15 protein-coding genes are annotated in these 15722 nt (G+C 70.6%); all 15 read left to right on the top strand.

Translation table 11 applies throughout. The features are described from left to right. Positions 1-208 precede the first annotated feature (208 nt). The 15 genes from pgsA (at position 209) to ACIPK3_RS18755 (ending at position 15655) form a co-directional block, all read left to right on the top strand. Positions 209-922, top strand: coding sequence for a phosphatidylinositol phosphate synthase (gene pgsA, locus ACIPK3_RS18825; RefSeq protein ID WP_402571391.1), 714 nt, complete (start codon positions 209-211; stop codon positions 920-922). Beyond that, positions 919-1827 carry a phosphatidylinositol mannoside acyltransferase gene (locus tag ACIPK3_RS18820; RefSeq protein WP_402570987.1) on the top strand — a complete coding sequence of 303 codons (909 nt, stop codon included), beginning with the start codon at positions 919-921 and terminating at the stop codon, positions 1825-1827. The genes pgsA and ACIPK3_RS18820 overlap by 4 nt, the downstream gene beginning before the upstream one ends. Next, positions 1824-2945: a glycosyltransferase family 4 protein gene (locus tag ACIPK3_RS18815; protein ID WP_402570985.1), complete on the top strand. Its 1122-nt coding sequence runs from the start codon at positions 1824-1826 to the stop codon at positions 2943-2945. Before ACIPK3_RS18820 ends, ACIPK3_RS18815 begins: the two co-directional genes overlap by 4 nt. Positions 2946-2997: 52 nt before the next feature. Further along, on the top strand, positions 2998-3549 hold the full coding sequence (locus tag ACIPK3_RS18810; RefSeq protein WP_402570983.1) for a hypothetical protein: 552 nt from the start codon (positions 2998-3000) through the stop codon (positions 3547-3549). Positions 3550-3664: 115 nt separating this feature from the next. Next, complete coding sequence (pdxS, locus tag ACIPK3_RS18805; RefSeq protein ID WP_402570981.1) at positions 3665-4570, top strand: pyridoxal 5'-phosphate synthase lyase subunit PdxS; 906 nt, start codon at positions 3665-3667, stop codon at positions 4568-4570. 14 nt (positions 4571-4584) lie between these two features. After that, positions 4585-5181 carry a pyridoxal 5'-phosphate synthase glutaminase subunit PdxT gene (gene pdxT, locus ACIPK3_RS18800; protein ID WP_402570979.1) on the top strand — a complete coding sequence of 199 codons (597 nt, stop codon included), beginning with the start codon at positions 4585-4587 and terminating at the stop codon, positions 5179-5181. Positions 5182-5238: 57 nt separating this feature from the next. Next, entirely contained in the window at positions 5239-5991 is a 753-nt protein-coding gene (locus ACIPK3_RS18795; protein ID WP_402570977.1) for a YebC/PmpR family DNA-binding transcriptional regulator, read from the top strand. A gap of 156 nt (positions 5992-6147) precedes the next feature. Further along, the gene (gene ruvC / locus ACIPK3_RS18790) at positions 6148-6687 is read left to right on the top strand and encodes a crossover junction endodeoxyribonuclease RuvC (protein ID WP_402570976.1); all 540 of its coding nucleotides are present in this window, start codon (positions 6148-6150) and stop codon (positions 6685-6687) included. Then, complete coding sequence (gene ruvA, locus ACIPK3_RS18785) at positions 6684-7289, top strand: Holliday junction branch migration protein RuvA (protein WP_402570974.1); 606 nt, start codon at positions 6684-6686, stop codon at positions 7287-7289. The genes ruvC and ruvA overlap by 4 nt, the downstream gene beginning before the upstream one ends. Before the next feature lie 25 nt (positions 7290-7314). Next, positions 7315-8385 (top strand): Holliday junction branch migration DNA helicase RuvB, encoded by a 1071-nt coding sequence (gene ruvB, locus ACIPK3_RS18780; protein ID WP_402570972.1) that lies wholly within the window; start codon positions 7315-7317, stop codon positions 8383-8385. Positions 8386-8551: 166 nt separating this feature from the next. Beyond that, a complete protein-coding gene (yajC, locus tag ACIPK3_RS18775; RefSeq protein ID WP_402570970.1) occupies positions 8552-9046 on the top strand; it encodes a preprotein translocase subunit YajC in 495 nt (164 codons plus the stop codon). A gap of 141 nt (positions 9047-9187) precedes the next feature. Continuing rightward, entirely contained in the window at positions 9188-10933 is a 1746-nt protein-coding gene (secD, locus tag ACIPK3_RS18770; protein WP_402570969.1) for a protein translocase subunit SecD, read from the top strand. A gap of 2 nt (positions 10934-10935) precedes the next feature. Beyond that, complete coding sequence (secF, locus tag ACIPK3_RS18765; protein ID WP_402571389.1) at positions 10936-12024, top strand: protein translocase subunit SecF; 1089 nt, start codon at positions 10936-10938, stop codon at positions 12022-12024. Then, positions 12021-12560 (top strand): adenine phosphoribosyltransferase, encoded by a 540-nt coding sequence (locus ACIPK3_RS18760; RefSeq protein ID WP_402570967.1) that lies wholly within the window; start codon positions 12021-12023, stop codon positions 12558-12560. Before secF ends, ACIPK3_RS18760 begins: the two co-directional genes overlap by 4 nt. 569 nt (positions 12561-13129) lie before the next feature. Beyond that, positions 13130-15655 (top strand): RelA/SpoT family protein, encoded by a 2526-nt coding sequence (locus tag ACIPK3_RS18755; protein WP_402570965.1) that lies wholly within the window; start codon positions 13130-13132, stop codon positions 15653-15655. The last annotated feature ends 67 nt before the right edge of the window (positions 15656-15722 follow it).

Below are 15722 nucleotides of genomic sequence, written 5' to 3'. Positions count from 1 at the left end.
GTGAGGTCACTGGGGGCGCGGACGTACGCTGCCGCGTGCGGTGGCGGCTCCGTGGGCGCCCGCGGTCCTTCGAGCTTTCCACTCCCGTCACGGCGCGTCCATACGGCGGACGCCCGTCGCGCGCCGCACCGTCACTTGCGGGCCATCCGCCGGATCCGGCCACCGGCTACCGGTGCCCGGCGGCCGGTCACGCGTGCTCGTGGCTACGATGGGCCAGCCGGTGGTCATCGAGGCCGCGGCGACAACGACCTTCGGGAAGGCCATGCTGAACAAGTACGCGCGTGCATTCTTCACGCGTGTCCTCACACCGTTCGCCGCGTTTCTGATCCGCAGGGGCGTCAGCCCCGACATGGTGACGCTCATCGGCACGGCCGGTGTGGTCGCGGGCGCGCTGGTCTTCTTCCCCAGGGGCGAGTTCTTCTGGGGCACGATCGTGATCACGCTCTTCGTCTTCTCCGACCTGGTCGACGGCAACATGGCCCGCCAGCTGGGTCGCTCCAGTCGCTGGGGCGCGTTCCTGGACTCCACTCTCGACCGGGTCGCCGACAGCGCCATCTTCGGCGGCTTCGCCCTGTGGTACGCCGGCAACGGCCACGACAACGCGCTGTGCGCCGTCTCGATCTTCTGCCTGGCCAGCGGCCAGGTGGTGTCGTACACCAAGGCCCGCGGCGAGTCGATCGGCCTGCCGGTCGCCGTCAACGGGCTCGTCGAGCGCGCCGAGCGGCTGGTCGTCTCGCTGGTCGCGGCCGGCCTCGCGGGGCTGCACAAGTTCGGCGTCCCGGGCATCCAGGTGCTGCTGCCGATCGCCCTGTGGCTCGTCGCCGTGGGCAGCCTGGTCACCCTGATCCAGCGGGTGGTCACGGTCCGCAGGGAGGCCGCCGAGGCCGACGCGGCGGCCCAGGGGAGCGGGGCGGCGCAGTGACCACCGCCGATCGGCTCACCGACGCGCTCTACGGCATCGGCTGGAGCACCGTCAAGAGGCTCCCCGAGCCCGCCGCGGCGCGCCTCGGCCGGACCATCGCGGACCTGGCCTGGAAACGGCGCGGCAAGGGTGTCCAGCGGCTGGAGAGCAACTACGCGCGCGTGGTGCCCGACGCGACGCCCGAGCGGCTGGCGGAGCTCTCGCGCGCGGGCATGCGCTCCTACCTGCGCTACTGGATGGAGTCCTTCCGGCTCCCCGCCTGGAGCCCGGAGCGGATCAAGGCCGGTGTCGAGATCAAGGACGCCCACCACCTGACCGACGGCCTCGCCGCGGGCCGGGGCGTGATCCTCGCCCTGCCGCACCTGGCCAACTGGGACCTCGCGGGCGCCTGGGTCACCACCGACCTGAAGATCCCCTTCACCACGGTCGCCGAACGCCTGAAGCCGGAGTCGCTGTACGACCGCTTCGTCGCCTACCGCGAGGGCCTCGGCATGGAGGTCCTGCCGCACAGCGGCGGCTCCGCGTTCGGCACGCTGGCCCGTCGGCTGCGCGACGGCGGTCTGGTCTGCCTGGTCGCCGACCGCGATCTGTCCGCCTCCGGTGTCGAGGTGGAGTTCTTCGGCGCGACGGCCCGGATGCCCGCGGGCCCGGCCCTCCTGGCCCAGCAGACCGGCGCGCTGCTGCTCCCGGTGACGCTCTGGTACGACGACTCACCCGTCATGCGTGGCCGGATCCACGGCCCGGTCGCGGTGCCCGGGACGGGTACCAGGGCCGAGCAGGCGTCCGTCATGACACAGGCGCTGGCCGACGTCTTCGCCACCGGCATCGCCGAACATCCGGAGGACTGGCACATGCTCCAGCGCCTGTGGCTCGGCGACCTCGACCCCGCGAAGGGAAACCCGTGAGGATCGGCATCGTCTGCCCCTACTCCTGGGACGTGCCCGGTGGCGTCCAGTTCCACATCCGCGACCTGGCCGAGTACTTCATCCGCCTGGGCCACGAGGTGTCCGTCCTCGCCCCCGCCGACGACGACACCCCGCTGCCGCCGTACGTCGTCTCGGCCGGACGCGCGGTCCCGGTGCCGTACAACGGCTCGGTGGCCCGCCTGAACTTCGGCTTCCTCTCCGCGGCCCGGGTACGGCGCTGGCTGCACGACGGCGCCTTCGACGTGGTCCACATCCACGAGCCCACCTCGCCGTCGCTCGGCCTGCTGACCTGCTGGGCGGCCCAGGGGCCGGTCGTCGCGACCTTCCACACCTCCAACCCGCGCTCGCGGGCGATGATCGCCGCGTACTCGATCCTCCAGGCCGCGCTGGAGAAGATCAGCGCGCGCATCGCGGTCAGCGAGTACGCCCGCCGGACCCTGGTCGAGCACCTGGGCGGGGACGCGGTGGTCATCCCCAACGGTGTCGACGTCGACTTCTTCGCCCGGGCCGAACCTAACCCTGACTGGCAGGGCGACACCATCGGCTTCATCGGCCGCATCGACGAACCCCGCAAGGGCCTGCCGGTGCTGATGAAGGCCCTCCCCGCGATCCTCGCCGCCCGCCCGGGTACCCGGCTGCTGGTCGCGGGGCGCGGCGACGAGGAGGAGGCGGTGGAGACCCTCCCCGCCGAACTGCGCTCCCGGGTCGAGTTCCTCGGCATGATCAGCGACGAGGACAAGGCCCGTCTCCTGCGCAGCGTCGACCTGTACGTGGCCCCCAACACCGGCGGCGAGAGCTTCGGCATCATCCTCGTCGAGGCCATGTCGGCGGGCGCCCCGGTCCTCGCCTCCGACCTGGACGCCTTCGCCCAGGTCCTGGACCAGGGAGCGGCCGGCGAACTCTTCGCCAACGAGGACGCGGACGCGCTCGCCAAGGCGGCCGTACGCCTCCTGGCCGACCCGGCCCGCCGCAGGGAACTGCACGAACACGGCAGCGCCCACGTCCGCCGCTTCGACTGGTCCACCGTCGGCGCGGACATCCTGTCGGTCTACGAAACGGTCACCACGGGCACGGCGGCGGTGGCGGCACGGGACTGAGCGAGGCCCGGGGGGCAATCCCCGGTGACGGCCGACGGTAACGTTGCCCGCCGTGACCGCAACCCTCACCTGGACCCTCGTCGCCCTCGCCGCGCTCATCGCGTTCGGTCTCTACCTGAGCTGGACGGCCGGCCGGCTGGACCGCCTGCACTCCAGGATCGACGCCGCCCGCGCCGCCCTCGACGCCCAGTTGCTGCGCCGCGCGTCGGTGACCCAGGAACTGGCCACCTCCGGCGTGCTCGACCCGGCCGCGTCCATCGTGCTGTACGAGGCCGCGCACGCGGCCCGGCAGGCCGAGGAGGAGCAGCGGGAGGTGTCCGAGAGCGCGCTCACCCAGGCCCTGCGCGCCGTGTTCGGGGAGGCTCAGCAGGTCGAGGTGGTCCGCGAGGCCCCCGGCGGCGAGGAGGCCGCCCGCGAGCTGACCGAGGCGGTGCGGCGCGTCCCGATGGCCCGCCGCTTCCACAACGACGCCGTGGGTGCCGCCCGTCGGCTCCGCGAACACCGCAAGGTCCGCTGGTTCCGGCTGGCCGGCCACGCCCCCTTCCCGCTGGCCTTCGAGATGGACGACGAACCCCCGAACGCGCTGGTGGACCGGGCCGCCTGAACGCCCGGTGGACGAAAAGGATCCACCGGCTTGCCATTGGCTATTGCTGTGGCCTGATCCACTCGCGTTTCCTCGTCGGAGCAGAAATTCGTCTTTCACTCCAGTGAGGTCACCCGTGTCCACCGTTGAGAACCAGGCCCCCGAGACCGGCACCGCGCGCGTGAAGCGTGGCATGGCCGAGCAGCTCAAGGGCGGCGTGATCATGGACGTCGTCACGCCGGAGCAGGCGAAGATCGCCGAGGACGCGGGCGCCGTCGCCGTCATGGCGCTGGAGCGGGTTCCGGCCGACATCCGCAAGGACGGCGGCGTGGCCCGCATGTCCGACCCGGACATGATCGAGGGCATCATCGACGCCGTCTCGATCCCGGTCATGGCCAAGTCCCGCATCGGCCACTTCGTCGAGGCCCAGGTCCTCCAGTCGCTCGGTGTGGACTACATCGACGAGTCCGAGGTCCTCACCCCGGCCGACGAGGTCAACCACTCCGACAAGTGGGCCTTCACCACCCCGTTCGTGTGCGGTGCCACCAACCTGGGCGAGGCCCTGCGCCGCATCGCCGAGGGCGCCGCGATGATCCGCTCCAAGGGCGAGGCCGGCACCGGCAACGTCGTCGAGGCCGTCCGCCACCTGCGCCAGATCAAGAACGAGATCGCCAAGCTGCGCGGCTTCGACAACAACGAGCTGTACGCCGCCGCCAAGGAGCTCCGCGCCCCGTACGAGCTGGTCAAGGAGGTCTCCGAGCTGGGCAAGCTGCCGGTCGTGCTGTTCTCCGCCGGTGGCGTGGCCACTCCGGCCGACGCCGCGCTGATGCGCCAGCTCGGCGCCGAGGGCGTCTTCGTCGGCTCCGGCATCTTCAAGTCCGGCGACCCGGCCAAGCGCGCCGCCGCCATCGTGAAGGCCACCACCTTCTACGACGACCCGAAGATCATCGCGGACGCGTCCCGGAACCTCGGCGAGGCCATGGTCGGCATCAACTGCGACACCCTCCCCGAGACCGAGCGCTACGCCAACCGCGGCTGGTAAGGCACCGGATACACATGAACACCCCCGTCATTGGCGTCCTGGCTCTCCAGGGCGACGTCCGGGAGCACCTCATCGCCCTGGCCGCGGCCGACGCCGTGGCCAGGCCGGTGCGACGCCCCGAGGAACTCGCCGAGGTCGACGGCCTCGTCATCCCGGGCGGCGAGTCCACAACCATCTCCAAGCTGGCCGTCCTCTTCGGCGTGATGGAGCCCCTCCGCGCGCACGTGCGGGCCGGACTGCCCGTCTACGGCACCTGCGCGGGCATGATCATGCTCGCCGACAAGATCCTCGACCCGCGCTCGGGCCAGGAGACCATCGGCGGCATCGACATGATCGTGCGCCGCAACGCCTTCGGACGGCAGAACGAGTCCTTCGAGGCGGCGGTCGACGTCCGCGGTGTCGAGGGCGATCCTGTAGAGGGCGTCTTCATCCGGGCTCCCTGGGTGGAGTCCGTCGGCGCCCGGGCCGAGGTCCTCGCCGAACACGACGGCCACATCGTCGCGGTACGCCAGGGCAACGCGCTCGCCACGTCGTTCCATCCCGAACTGACCGGCGACCACCGCGTGCACGCCCTGTTCGTCGACATGGTGCGCGCCAACCCGGCGGCGTAGTCCTTGTAGGATCTCTGGCGTTCGTTCATAGATGGGTTACGCGAAGGAGACAGGCAGATGTCCGGCCACTCTAAATGGGCCACGACGAAGCACAAGAAGGCCGTGATCGACGCCAAGCGCGGCAAGCTCTTCGCGAAGCTGATCAAGAACATCGAGGTCGCGGCGCGCATGGGCGGCGTCGACATCGAGGGCAACCCGACGCTGTACGACGCCATCCAGAAGGCCAAGAAGCAGTCCGTCCCGAACAAGAACATCGACTCCGCGGTCAAGCGCGGCGGTGGACTCGAGGCCGGTGGCGCCGACTACGAGACGATCATGTACGAGGGTTACGGCCCGAACGGCGTCGCGGTGCTCATCGAGTGCCTCACCGACAACCGCAACCGTGCCGCCTCCGACGTCCGCGTCGCCATGACCCGCAACGGCGGCAACATGGCCGACCCGGGTTCGGTGTCGTACATGTTCAGCCGCAAGGGCGTCGTCATCGTCCCCAAGGGCGAGCTGTCCGAGGACGACGTCCTCGGCGCCGTCCTGGAGGCCGGCGCCGAGGAGGTCAACGACCTCGGCGAGACCTTCGAGGTCATCAGCGAGGCCACCGACCTGGTCGCGGTCCGCACCGCCCTCCAGGAGGCCGGGATCGACTACGACTCCGCCGACTCCAGCTTCGTGCCGTCCGTCCAGGTCGAACTGGACGAGGACGGTGCCAAGAAGATCTTCAAGCTGATCGACGCCCTCGAGGACAGCGACGACGTGCAGAACGTCTTCGCCAACTTCGACGTCAGCGACGAGATCATGGAGAAGGTCGACGCGTAACCCTGCCGCGCTCTGAACGGCTGACCGGGCCGACGGGACACATCCCGTCGGCCCGTCGCGTTGTCCGCACGGCGTGGACTGGGGCGTTGGTGGGGGGTGTTGTCAGTCCCACCCGATAGCCTGCACAAACAGGCGATCGAAGGGGAGGGGACACGGGTGCGGGTACTGGGGGTGGACCCCGGGCTGACGCGGTGCGGTGTCGGCGTCGTCGAGGGGGTCGCGGGCCGGCCGCTCACCATGCTCGGCGTGGGCGTGGTGCGGACACCCGCCGACGCCGAGCTGAGTCACCGGCTGCTCGCCGTCGAGCAGGGCCTGGAGGAGTGGCTGGACACGCACCGGCCCGAGGTCGTGGCCATCGAGCGCGTCTTCAGCCAGCACAACGTCAGCACGGTCATGGGCACCGCCCAGGCCAGCGCCGTCGCCATGCTGTGCGCCGCCCGCCGCGGCATCCCGGTCGCCCTGCACACCCCCAGCGAGGTCAAGGCCGCCGTCACCGGCACCGGCCGCGCCGACAAGGCCCAGGTCGGGGCCATGGTCACCCGCCTGCTCCGGCTCGGCGCGCCACCGAAGCCGGCCGACGCCGCCGACGCCCTCGCCCTCGCCATCTGCCACATCTGGCGCGCCCCCGCCCAGAACCGGCTCCAGCAGGCCGTCGCCCGGCAGACCCTCAACGCTACGAAAGGCCGTACGGCATGATCGCGTTCGTCAGCGGCCCGGTCGCCGCCCTCGCCCCCGACTCCGCGGTCGTCGAGGTGGGCGGCATCGGGATCGCCGTCCAGTGCACCCCGAACACCCTCTCCGGCCTGCGCATGGGCCGGCAGGCGAAACTCGCCACCTCCCTGGTGGTCCGCGAGGACTCGCTGACCCTGTACGGCTTCGTGGACGACGACGAGCGCCAGACCTTCGAGCTGTTGCAGACCGCGAGCGGCGTCGGCCCCCGGCTCGCCCAGGCGATGCTCGCCGTCCACACCCCGGACGCGCTGCGCCGCGCCGTCGCCACCGCCGACGAGAAGGCCCTCACCGCCGTACCCGGCATCGGCAAGAAGGGCGCGCAGAAGCTGCTGCTGGAGCTGAAGGACCGGCTCGGCGCGCCCACCGGCGCCCCCGTGGTCGGCGCCCCGGTCACCCAGGGCTGGCGCGACCAGCTGCACGCGGCCCTCATCGGCCTCGGCTACGCCACCCGCGAAGCCGACGAGGCGGTGGCCACCGTGACTCCCCAGGCCGAGGCCGCGGGCGGCACGCCGCAGGTGGGGCAGCTCCTGAAGGCCGCCCTGCAGAGCCTGAACCGCGCCCGCTGAACCCACGACCACCGAGGCACATCACATGAACTGGGACGACACGGCCGACACCGCCGCCGACGAGCGGCTGGTCGGTGCGTCCGCCGACCACGAGGACCAGGCCGTCGAGGCCGCCCTGCGCCCCAAGGACCTGGGCGAGTTCATCGGCCAGGAGAGGGTCCGCGAACAGCTCGACCTGGTGCTGCGCGCTGCCCGCGCGCGCGGCGCCACCGCCGACCATGTGCTGCTGTCCGGCGCCCCGGGTCTCGGGAAGACCACCCTCTCCATGATCATCGCCGCCGAGATGGGCGCCCCGATCCGCATCACCAGCGGCCCGGCCATCCAGCACGCCGGTGACCTCGCCGCGATCCTCTCCTCACTCCAGGAGGGCGAGGTCCTCTTCCTGGACGAGATCCACCGCATGTCCCGGCCCGCCGAGGAGATGCTCTACATGGCGATGGAGGACTTCCGCGTCGACGTCATCGTCGGCAAGGGCCCCGGCGCCACCGCCATCCCGCTGGAACTGCCGCCGTTCACCCTGGTCGGCGCCACCACCCGGGCCGGCCTGCTGCCGCCCCCGCTGCGCGACCGCTTCGGCTTCACCGGGCACATGGAGTTCTACGAGCCCACCGAGCTGGAGCGCGTCGTGCACCGCTCGGCGGGCCTGCTCGACGTCGACATCGAGCCCGACGGCGCCGCCGAGATCGCCGGCCGCTCCCGCGGCACCCCCCGCATCGCCAACCGCCTGCTGCGCCGCGTCCGGGACTACGCGCAGGTAAAGGCGGACGGCCTGATCACCCAGGGCATTGCCGAGGCCGCCCTCCAGGTGTACGAGGTCGACGCCCGCGGCCTCGACCGGCTCGACCGCGCGGTCCTCCAGGCCCTGCTGAAGCTCTTCGGCGGCGGACCGGTCGGCCTTTCCACCCTCGCCGTCGCGGTGGGGGAGGAGCGCGAGACCGTCGAGGAGGTCGCCGAGCCCTTCCTGGTGCGGGAGGGGCTGCTCGCGCGCACCCCGCGCGGACGGGTCGCGACACCGGCGGCCTGGGAGCACCTCGGTCTCACCCCACCACGCCAGGTCGCCCCGGGCAACGGCCAACAGGACCTGTTCGGAGCCTGACGGCGAGGGCATTGGCCGGGGCAGGAACCCAGGTGACATGCTGAGCGTTGTTCCATGTGCGCGGACTCGCTTAGACTCCGCCGATGCCGCCCTTGTGGGCGGTGCCGACCCACCCCCATTCACCAGGCCGCTTCCCGCCGCGGTCGTGCGAAGGAAATCCCGTCCCGTGAATACCTTGACCCTTCTCCCGTTCATCGTGCTCATCGCGGCCATGTTCCTGATGACGCGCTCGGCCAAGAAGAAGCAGCAGCAGGCCGCCAACATGCGGAACGAGATGCAGCCCGGTTCCGGCGTCCGCACGATCGGGGGCATGTACGCGACGGTCAAGGAGGTCAACGAGGACACGGTCCTCGTCGACGCCGGCCCCGGTGTCGAACTGCTCTTCGCGAAGAACGCGATCGGCGCCGTCCTCACCGACGACGAGTACAACCGGATCGTCCACGGCGTCGAGCACGACCTGAAGTCCGACGTCGTCCCCGACGACGCCTCCTCCCTCACCGAGGCCGGCGAGCCCGCCGACGCTGCCGCCGCCTCCGACGACAAGGCCGTCGACCTCGGGAAGAAGGACGCGGCCGAGGAAAAGGCCGACGACGAGGCCTCCGCCGAGGCGAAGGCCGGCGACGAGCCGAAGAAGACCGACGGCGACTCCGACGCGAAGTAGCCAAGTCCCGGGGAGCGCGGCGCGATCCGTTCGCGCGCGGCGCACCTCGGGCGCGTCTGTGTCCCGGACGGGATCCCGACACCATGTCATGGCCGACCGCACCACCAGGTCGCGGATCGGCCCGAGAGGGAGTACGAGAAGGTGGCAGCACCTAAGAAGGGCCGGAGCGCGAGCGCCCAGAGCAAGCCGGGGCGCTCGCTGGCCTTGATCCTGATCGCCATCGCGGCGCTCACCGGAGGCATGTTCGCCTCCGGTAACACCACACCGCGACTCGGCATCGACCTCGCCGGTGGCACGAGCATCACGCTCAAGGCCAAGGCCAACCAGGGGTCCGCGATCAACAAGGCCAACATGGACACCGCGGTCGACATCATGAACCGCCGTGTCAACGGTCTCGGCGTCTCCGAGGCGGAGGTGCAGACCCAGGGAAGCGACAACATCATTGTCAACATTCCCAAGGGCACCAACTCCAAGCAGGCCCGCGACCAGGTCGGCAAGACCGCGAAGCTGTACTTCCGCCCGGTCCTGGCCAGCGAGCCCAGCGGTCCGGCCGCGGCCAAACCGTCGCCGAGCGCGCCGTCCGGCGCCGGCAGCTCGTCCAGCCCGTCCGGCAGCCCCTCCGCCGGGCAGAAGGCGGGCTCGCCCTCGGCAAGTGCCACCTCCCAGGGCCGTGCCGTCACTGACGGTCTGAAGGCCGACAAGCCCAAGCCCGCCGCGAGCGGCTCCGCCAGCCCCTCCGCCCCGGCCGGTGCCGGCGACGCCTCCGCGGCCAAGCTCCAGGCCGAGTACGCCGCTCTGGACTGCTCCAAGCCGGCCGCCCGGGCCGCCATCGCCGCGAAGACCGTCAAGCCCGGTGACCCCATCGTGGCCTGCGGCGAGATCAACAAGGTCTGGTACAAGTACGTGCTGGGCCCGGCCGCCGTGGACGGCACCGAGGTGAAGAAGGCCCAGGCCGTCTTCGACACCCAGGGCGCCTCCGGCTGGCAGGTCCAGATGAACTTCAACGGCAGCGGTTCCAAGAAGTTCGCGAACATCACCGACGAGCTGTCCAAGAAGCAGCAGCCTCAGAACGAGTTCGGCATCGTCCTCGACGGCGAGGTCGTCTCCAGCCCGTTCGTCCAGCAGTCCATCACGGGCGGCCAGGCGGAGATCTCCGGCAGCTTCACCCAGCAGGAGGCCCAGAGCCTCGCGAACGTGCTGTCGTACGGCGCGCTCCCGCTGACCTTCGACATCTCGAGCACCACCACCGTGACGGCCGCGCTCGGCGGTGAGCAGCTGCACGCCGGTCTGCTGGCCGGCGCGATCGGCCTCGCCCTGGTCGTGATCTACCTGATCGCCTACTACCGCGGTCTGTCGGTCGTGGCCATGGCGTCCCTGCTGGTCTCGGCGATCCTGACCTACGTGATCATGTCGCTGCTCGGCCCGGCCATCGGCTTCGCGCTGAACCTGCCGGCCGTCTGCGGTGCCATCGTCGCGATCGGTATCACCGCGGACTCGTTCATCGTGTACTTCGAACGCATTCGGGACGAGATCCGCGAGGGCCGTTCGCTGCGGCCCGCCGTCGAGCGGGCCTGGCCCCGCGCCCGGCGCACCATCCTGGTGTCCGACTTCGTGTCCTTCCTCGCCGCGGCGGTGCTGTTCATCGTCACCGTCGGCAAGGTCCAGGGCTTCGCGTTCACGCTGGGACTGACCACGGTCCTCGACGTCGTCGTCGTCTTCTTCTTCACCAAGCCCCTGATGACGCTTCTCGCCCGCCGTAAGTTCTTCGCGGACGGCCACAAGTGGTCGGGCCTCGACCCGAAGAGTCTGGGTGCCAAGCCCCCGCTGCGCCGCACCCGCCGTCCCGCCGGTCCTGCCGCCGGCCCTGTCGACACGAAGGAGGCGTGAGCGTGTCGAAACTCGGCAACCTCGGCGCCCGGCTGCACCGCGGCGAGATCAGCTACGACTTCATCGGGCACCGCAAGATCTGGTACGGCGTCTCGATCCTGATCACCATCACGGCGATCCTCGGCCTCACGGTGCGCGGCCTGAACATGGGCATCGAGTTCCAGGGCGGTGCCGTCTTCCAGACGCCGAGCAGCACGAACGTCTCGGTGGCCCAGGCGGAGGAGTACGCGAAGGCCGCCTCCGGCCATGAGGCGATCGTGCAGAAGCTCGGCGACGGCAAGCTGCGCATCCAGATCGCCGGCATCGACACCGGCAAGTCCGACCAGGTCAAGGAGACGCTGGCCAAGGACCTGAAGATCAACCAGGAGAGCCTCACCGCCGACCTGGTCGGTCCGAGCTGGGGTGAGGAGATCGCCGCCAAGGCCTGGCAGGGCCTGGTGATCTTCATGATCCTGGTCGTGATCTACCTGGCGATCGCCTTCGAGTGGCGCATGGCCATCGCGGCGCTCGTCGCGCTGATCCACGACATCACCATCACGGTCGGTATCTACGCGCTGGTCGGCTTCGAGGTCACTCCCGGTACGGTCATCGGTCTGCTGACGATCCTCGGTTACTCGCTCTACGACACGGTCGTCGTCTTCGACAGCCTCAAGGAGCAGACGAAGGACATCACCAAGCAGACGCGCTTCACCTACAGCGACATCGCCAACCAGTCGATCAACGGCACGCTGGTCCGTTCGATCAACACCACGGTGGTCGCACTGCTCCCGGTGGCGGGCCTGCTGTTCATCGGTGGCGGCTTCCTCGGCGCCGGTACGCTCAACGACATCTCGCTGTCGCTGTTCGTCGGCCTCGCGGCCGGTGCGTACTCGTCGATCTTCATCGCCACGCCGCTCGTCGCCGACCTCAAGGAGCGCGAGCCGCAGATGAAGGCCCTCCGCAAGCGCGTCATGGCCAAGCGGGCCCAGGCCGCGGCGCAGGAGCCGACCGACGCCCGCGACGACGCCTCCGGGCACCCGGAGGACGCGACCGCGGCGGTCGTGGGCCCCCGTGGCCGTGGCCGCGGCCGCCCCTCCGGGAAGCGCCGGTGACCGAGATCAGGGAACTGCTGCTCAGTCGCATCCGTGACGTGGCCGACTACCCGGAGCCGGGCGTGATGTTCAAGGACATCACCCCGCTCCTGGCGGACCCGGCGGCGTTCACGGCGCTCACGGACGCGCTCGCCGAGACCGCCCAGAACACCGGTGCCACCAAGGTCGTCGGTCTGGAGGCCCGCGGCTTCATCCTGGGCGCCCCGGTCGCCGTCCGCGCGGGCCTGGGCTTCATCCCCGTGCGCAAGGCGGGCAAGCTCCCCGGAGCGACCCTGCGCCAGGCGTACGACCTGGAGTACGGCTCGGCGGAGATCGAGGTGCACGCCGAGGACCTCACCTCGGCCGACCGCGTCCTGATAGTCGACGATGTCCTCGCCACCGGCGGCACCGCCGAGGCGGCGATCCAGCTCATCCACCGTGCGGGCGCCGAAGTGGCGGGCGTCGCGGTTCTGATGGAACTGGGCTTCCTCGACGGCCGCGCCCGCCTGGAGCGGGCCCTGAACGGCGCTCCGCTGGAGGCCCTCCTCCAGGTGTGACCCTCACGCCAGACCGAACGGCCGCCCCGGCACCAAACGGGGCGGCCGTTCGTCGTCCACCCGCCGCCCAAGACCCGGCCTCGACCGTGCCGGGTCAGCCGCCGCTCGCGCGGAGTGCCCGCACCGTACGCCTGCCCAGGGGCCCCGCAGCGGCCTCTCGCACCCCACCGCCCCCACACTCGCCTGCCGCCTGCCGCCTGCCGCCTGCCGCCTGCCGCCTGCCGCCTGCCGCCTGCCGCCTGCCGCCTGCCGCCTGCCGCCTGCCGTCTGCCGTCTGCCGTCTGCCCCGGCCTGCGGCCTGCCGCCGGGCCTGCCGTCTGCCCCCGGCCTGCGGCCTGCCGCCCGGACCTCCGGGCGCTCTCGTGCAGGGCTCCGCAGGTGCCTCTCGCAACCCAGCGGACACCCCGCGCACACCCGCCCGCTGCCTGCTGGAATGCCGCGGGAGCCTCTCGTGTTCCAGTGGTAGTCGGTCCTCACATCGGCCTGAAGGGGATGCCGGAGCCCGGGATCGCTACCATGGGCACTCCGGAGCCTGACCGGGGGACCCGGATCGCGCACGAGGAGCCCTCTTGCCAGACGAGGCCCAGCCACTGACCGCCGCCAAGCCCGAGCCCGCCTCGGCCCCCGCGGCCAAGCCCGCGCCGCACGCGAAGAACGACACCCGCGGGGCGGCCCAGCACGTCCAGCCCGCGAACGCGGCGAAGGTGGCCGAGACCTCCCGTCCGAAACCCGCCCCGCCCGAGGGCTCCGCGCCCGCGCCCACCGTGCGCCCCTCCGCCGGCCAGCCCGGTCGCTCCGGCTCGTCCAACCGGGTCCGCGCCCGCCTCGCCCGACTCGGCGTGCAGCGCGCGAACCCGTACAACCCGGTGCTGGAGCCGCTGCTGCGGATAGTACGCAGCAACGACCCGAAGACCGAGAACTCGACGCTGCGCCAGATCGAGCGCGCCTACCAGGTCGCCGAGCGCTGGCACCGCGGCCAGAAGCGCAAGAGCGGCGACCCGTACATCACGCACCCTCTCGCCGTGACCACCATCCTCGCGGAACTCGGCATGGATCCGGCCACGCTGATGGCGGGACTGCTGCACGACACCGTCGAGGACACCGAGTACGGACTCGACCAGCTGCGCCGCGACTTCGGTGACACCGTCGCCCTGCTGGTCGACGGTGTCACCAAGCTGGACAAGGTCAAGTTCGGTGAGGCCGCGCAGGCCGAGACCGTGCGCAAGATGGTCGTGGCGATGGCCAAGGACCCGCGCGTCCTGGTGATCAAACTCGCCGACCGGCTGCACAACATGCGCACCATGCGCTACCTCAAGCGCGAGAAGCAGGAGAAGAAGGCGCGCGAGACGCTGGAGATCTACGCGCCGCTCGCCCACCGCCTCGGCATGAACACCATCAAGTGGGAGCTGGAGGACCTCGCGTTCGCGATCCTCTACCCCAAGATGTACGACGAGATCGTACGGCTGGTGGCCGAGCGGGCACCCAAGCGTGACGAGTACCTGGCCATAGTGACCGACGAGGTCCAGGCCGACCTCCGCGCCGCCCGTATCAAGGCGACCGTCACCGGCCGCCCCAAGCACTACTACAGCGTCTACCAGAAGATGATCGTCCGTGGTCGCGACTTCGCGGAGATCTACGACCTGGTGGGGATTCGTGTACTTGTCGACACGGTCCGCGACTGCTACGCCGCCCTCGGCACCGTGCACGCGCGATGGAACCCGGTCCCCGGCCGGTTCAAGGACTACATCGCGATGCCCAAGTTCAACATGTACCAGTCGCTGCACACGACCGTGATCGGACCCAACGGCAAGCCCGTCGAACTCCAGATCCGCACGTTCGACATGCACCGCCGCGCCGAGTACGGCATCGCCGCCCACTGGAAGTACAAGCAGGAGGCGGTGGCCGGCGCCTCCAAGGTCCGCACCGACGCGCCGAAGTCGTCCGGCAAGGGCAAGGACGACCACCTCAACGACATGGCGTGGCTGCGGCAGTTGCTGGACTGGCAGAAGGAGACCGAGGACCCCAGCGAGTTCCTGGAGTCGCTGCGCTTCGACCTGTCCCGCAACGAGGTCTTCGTCTTCACTCCCAAGGGCGACGTCATAGCGCTGCCGGCCGGGGCCACCCCGGTCGACTTCGCCTACGCGGTGCACACCGAGGTGGGCCACCGCACCATAGGAGCACGGGTCAACGGCCGTCTCGTACCGCTGGAATCGACTCTGGACAACGGCGACCTGGTCGAGGTCTTCACCTCCAAGGCGGCCGGTGCCGGCCCCTCCCGCGACTGGCTCGGTTTCGTCAAGTCGCCGCGGGCGCGCAACAAGATCCGGGCCTGGTTCTCCAAGGAGCGCCGCGACGAGGCGATCGAGCAGGGCAAGGACGCCATCGTCCGCGCGATGCGCAAGCAGAACCTGCCGATCCAGCGCATCCTGACCGGCGACTCGCTCGTCACCCTCGCCCACGAGATGCGCTACCCGGACATCTCCGCGCTGTACGCGGCGATCGGCGAGGGCCATGTCTCCGCACAGAACGTCGTGCAGAAGCTGGTTCAGGCGCTCGGCGGCGAGGAGGCGGCCACCGAGGAGATCGACGAGTCCGTCCCGCCGACGCGCACCCGCAAGCGCCGCTCCAACGCCGATCCCGGTGTGGTCGTCAAGGGCGTCGACGACGTGTGGGTCAAGCTGGCCCGCTGCTGTACGCCCGTGCCCGGGGATCCGATCATCGGGTTCGTCACCCGTGGTAGCGGCGTATCGGTTCACCGCAGTGACTGCGTCAACGTGGAGTCACTGTCCCGCGAGCCGGAGCGCATCCTCGACGTCGAGTGGGCGCCCACCCAGTCCTCGGTCTTCCTGGTCGCCATCCAGGTCGAGGCCCTGGACCGGTCGCGCCTCCTGTCGGACGTCACCCGCGTCCTGTCGGACCAGCACGTCAACATCCTGTCCGCGGCCGTCCAGACCTCGCGCGACCGGGTCGCCACCTCCCGCTTCACCTTCGAGATGGGCGACCCCAAGCACCTGGGGCACGTCCTGAAGGCCGTACGGGGCGTGGAGGGCGTCTACGACGTCTACCGAGTGACCTCGGCGCGCAGCCGGGCATAGCGCGCGCACGGCCGGCTACACGAAGGGAGGGCCCCACACACCATCGGTGTGTGGGGCCCTCCCTTCG

Origin of the sequence: Streptomyces sp. NPDC086787, assembly GCF_044745865.1 — a bacterium.
Lineage (GTDB): Bacteria > Actinomycetota > Actinomycetes > Streptomycetales > Streptomycetaceae > Streptomyces.
Note: the sequence above shows the minus strand (reverse complement) of the source record. Positions and strands in the feature narration are given on the sequence as shown.

Excerpts from the sequence above, each read along its gene's own strand:
- pgsA (WP_402571391.1), top strand. The coding sequence starts at position 209 with ATGGGCCAGCCGGTGGTCATCGAGGCCGCGGCGACAACGACCTTCGGG.
- pdxT (WP_402570979.1), top strand. The coding sequence starts at position 4,585 with ATGAACACCCCCGTCATTGGCGTCCTGGCTCTCCAGGGCGACGTCCGG.
- ACIPK3_RS18795 (WP_402570977.1), top strand. The coding sequence starts at position 5,239 with ATGTCCGGCCACTCTAAATGGGCCACGACGAAGCACAAGAAGGCCGTG.
- ruvA (WP_402570974.1), top strand. The coding sequence starts at position 6,684 with ATGATCGCGTTCGTCAGCGGCCCGGTCGCCGCCCTCGCCCCCGACTCC.
- ruvB (WP_402570972.1), top strand. The coding sequence starts at position 7,315 with ATGAACTGGGACGACACGGCCGACACCGCCGCCGACGAGCGGCTGGTC.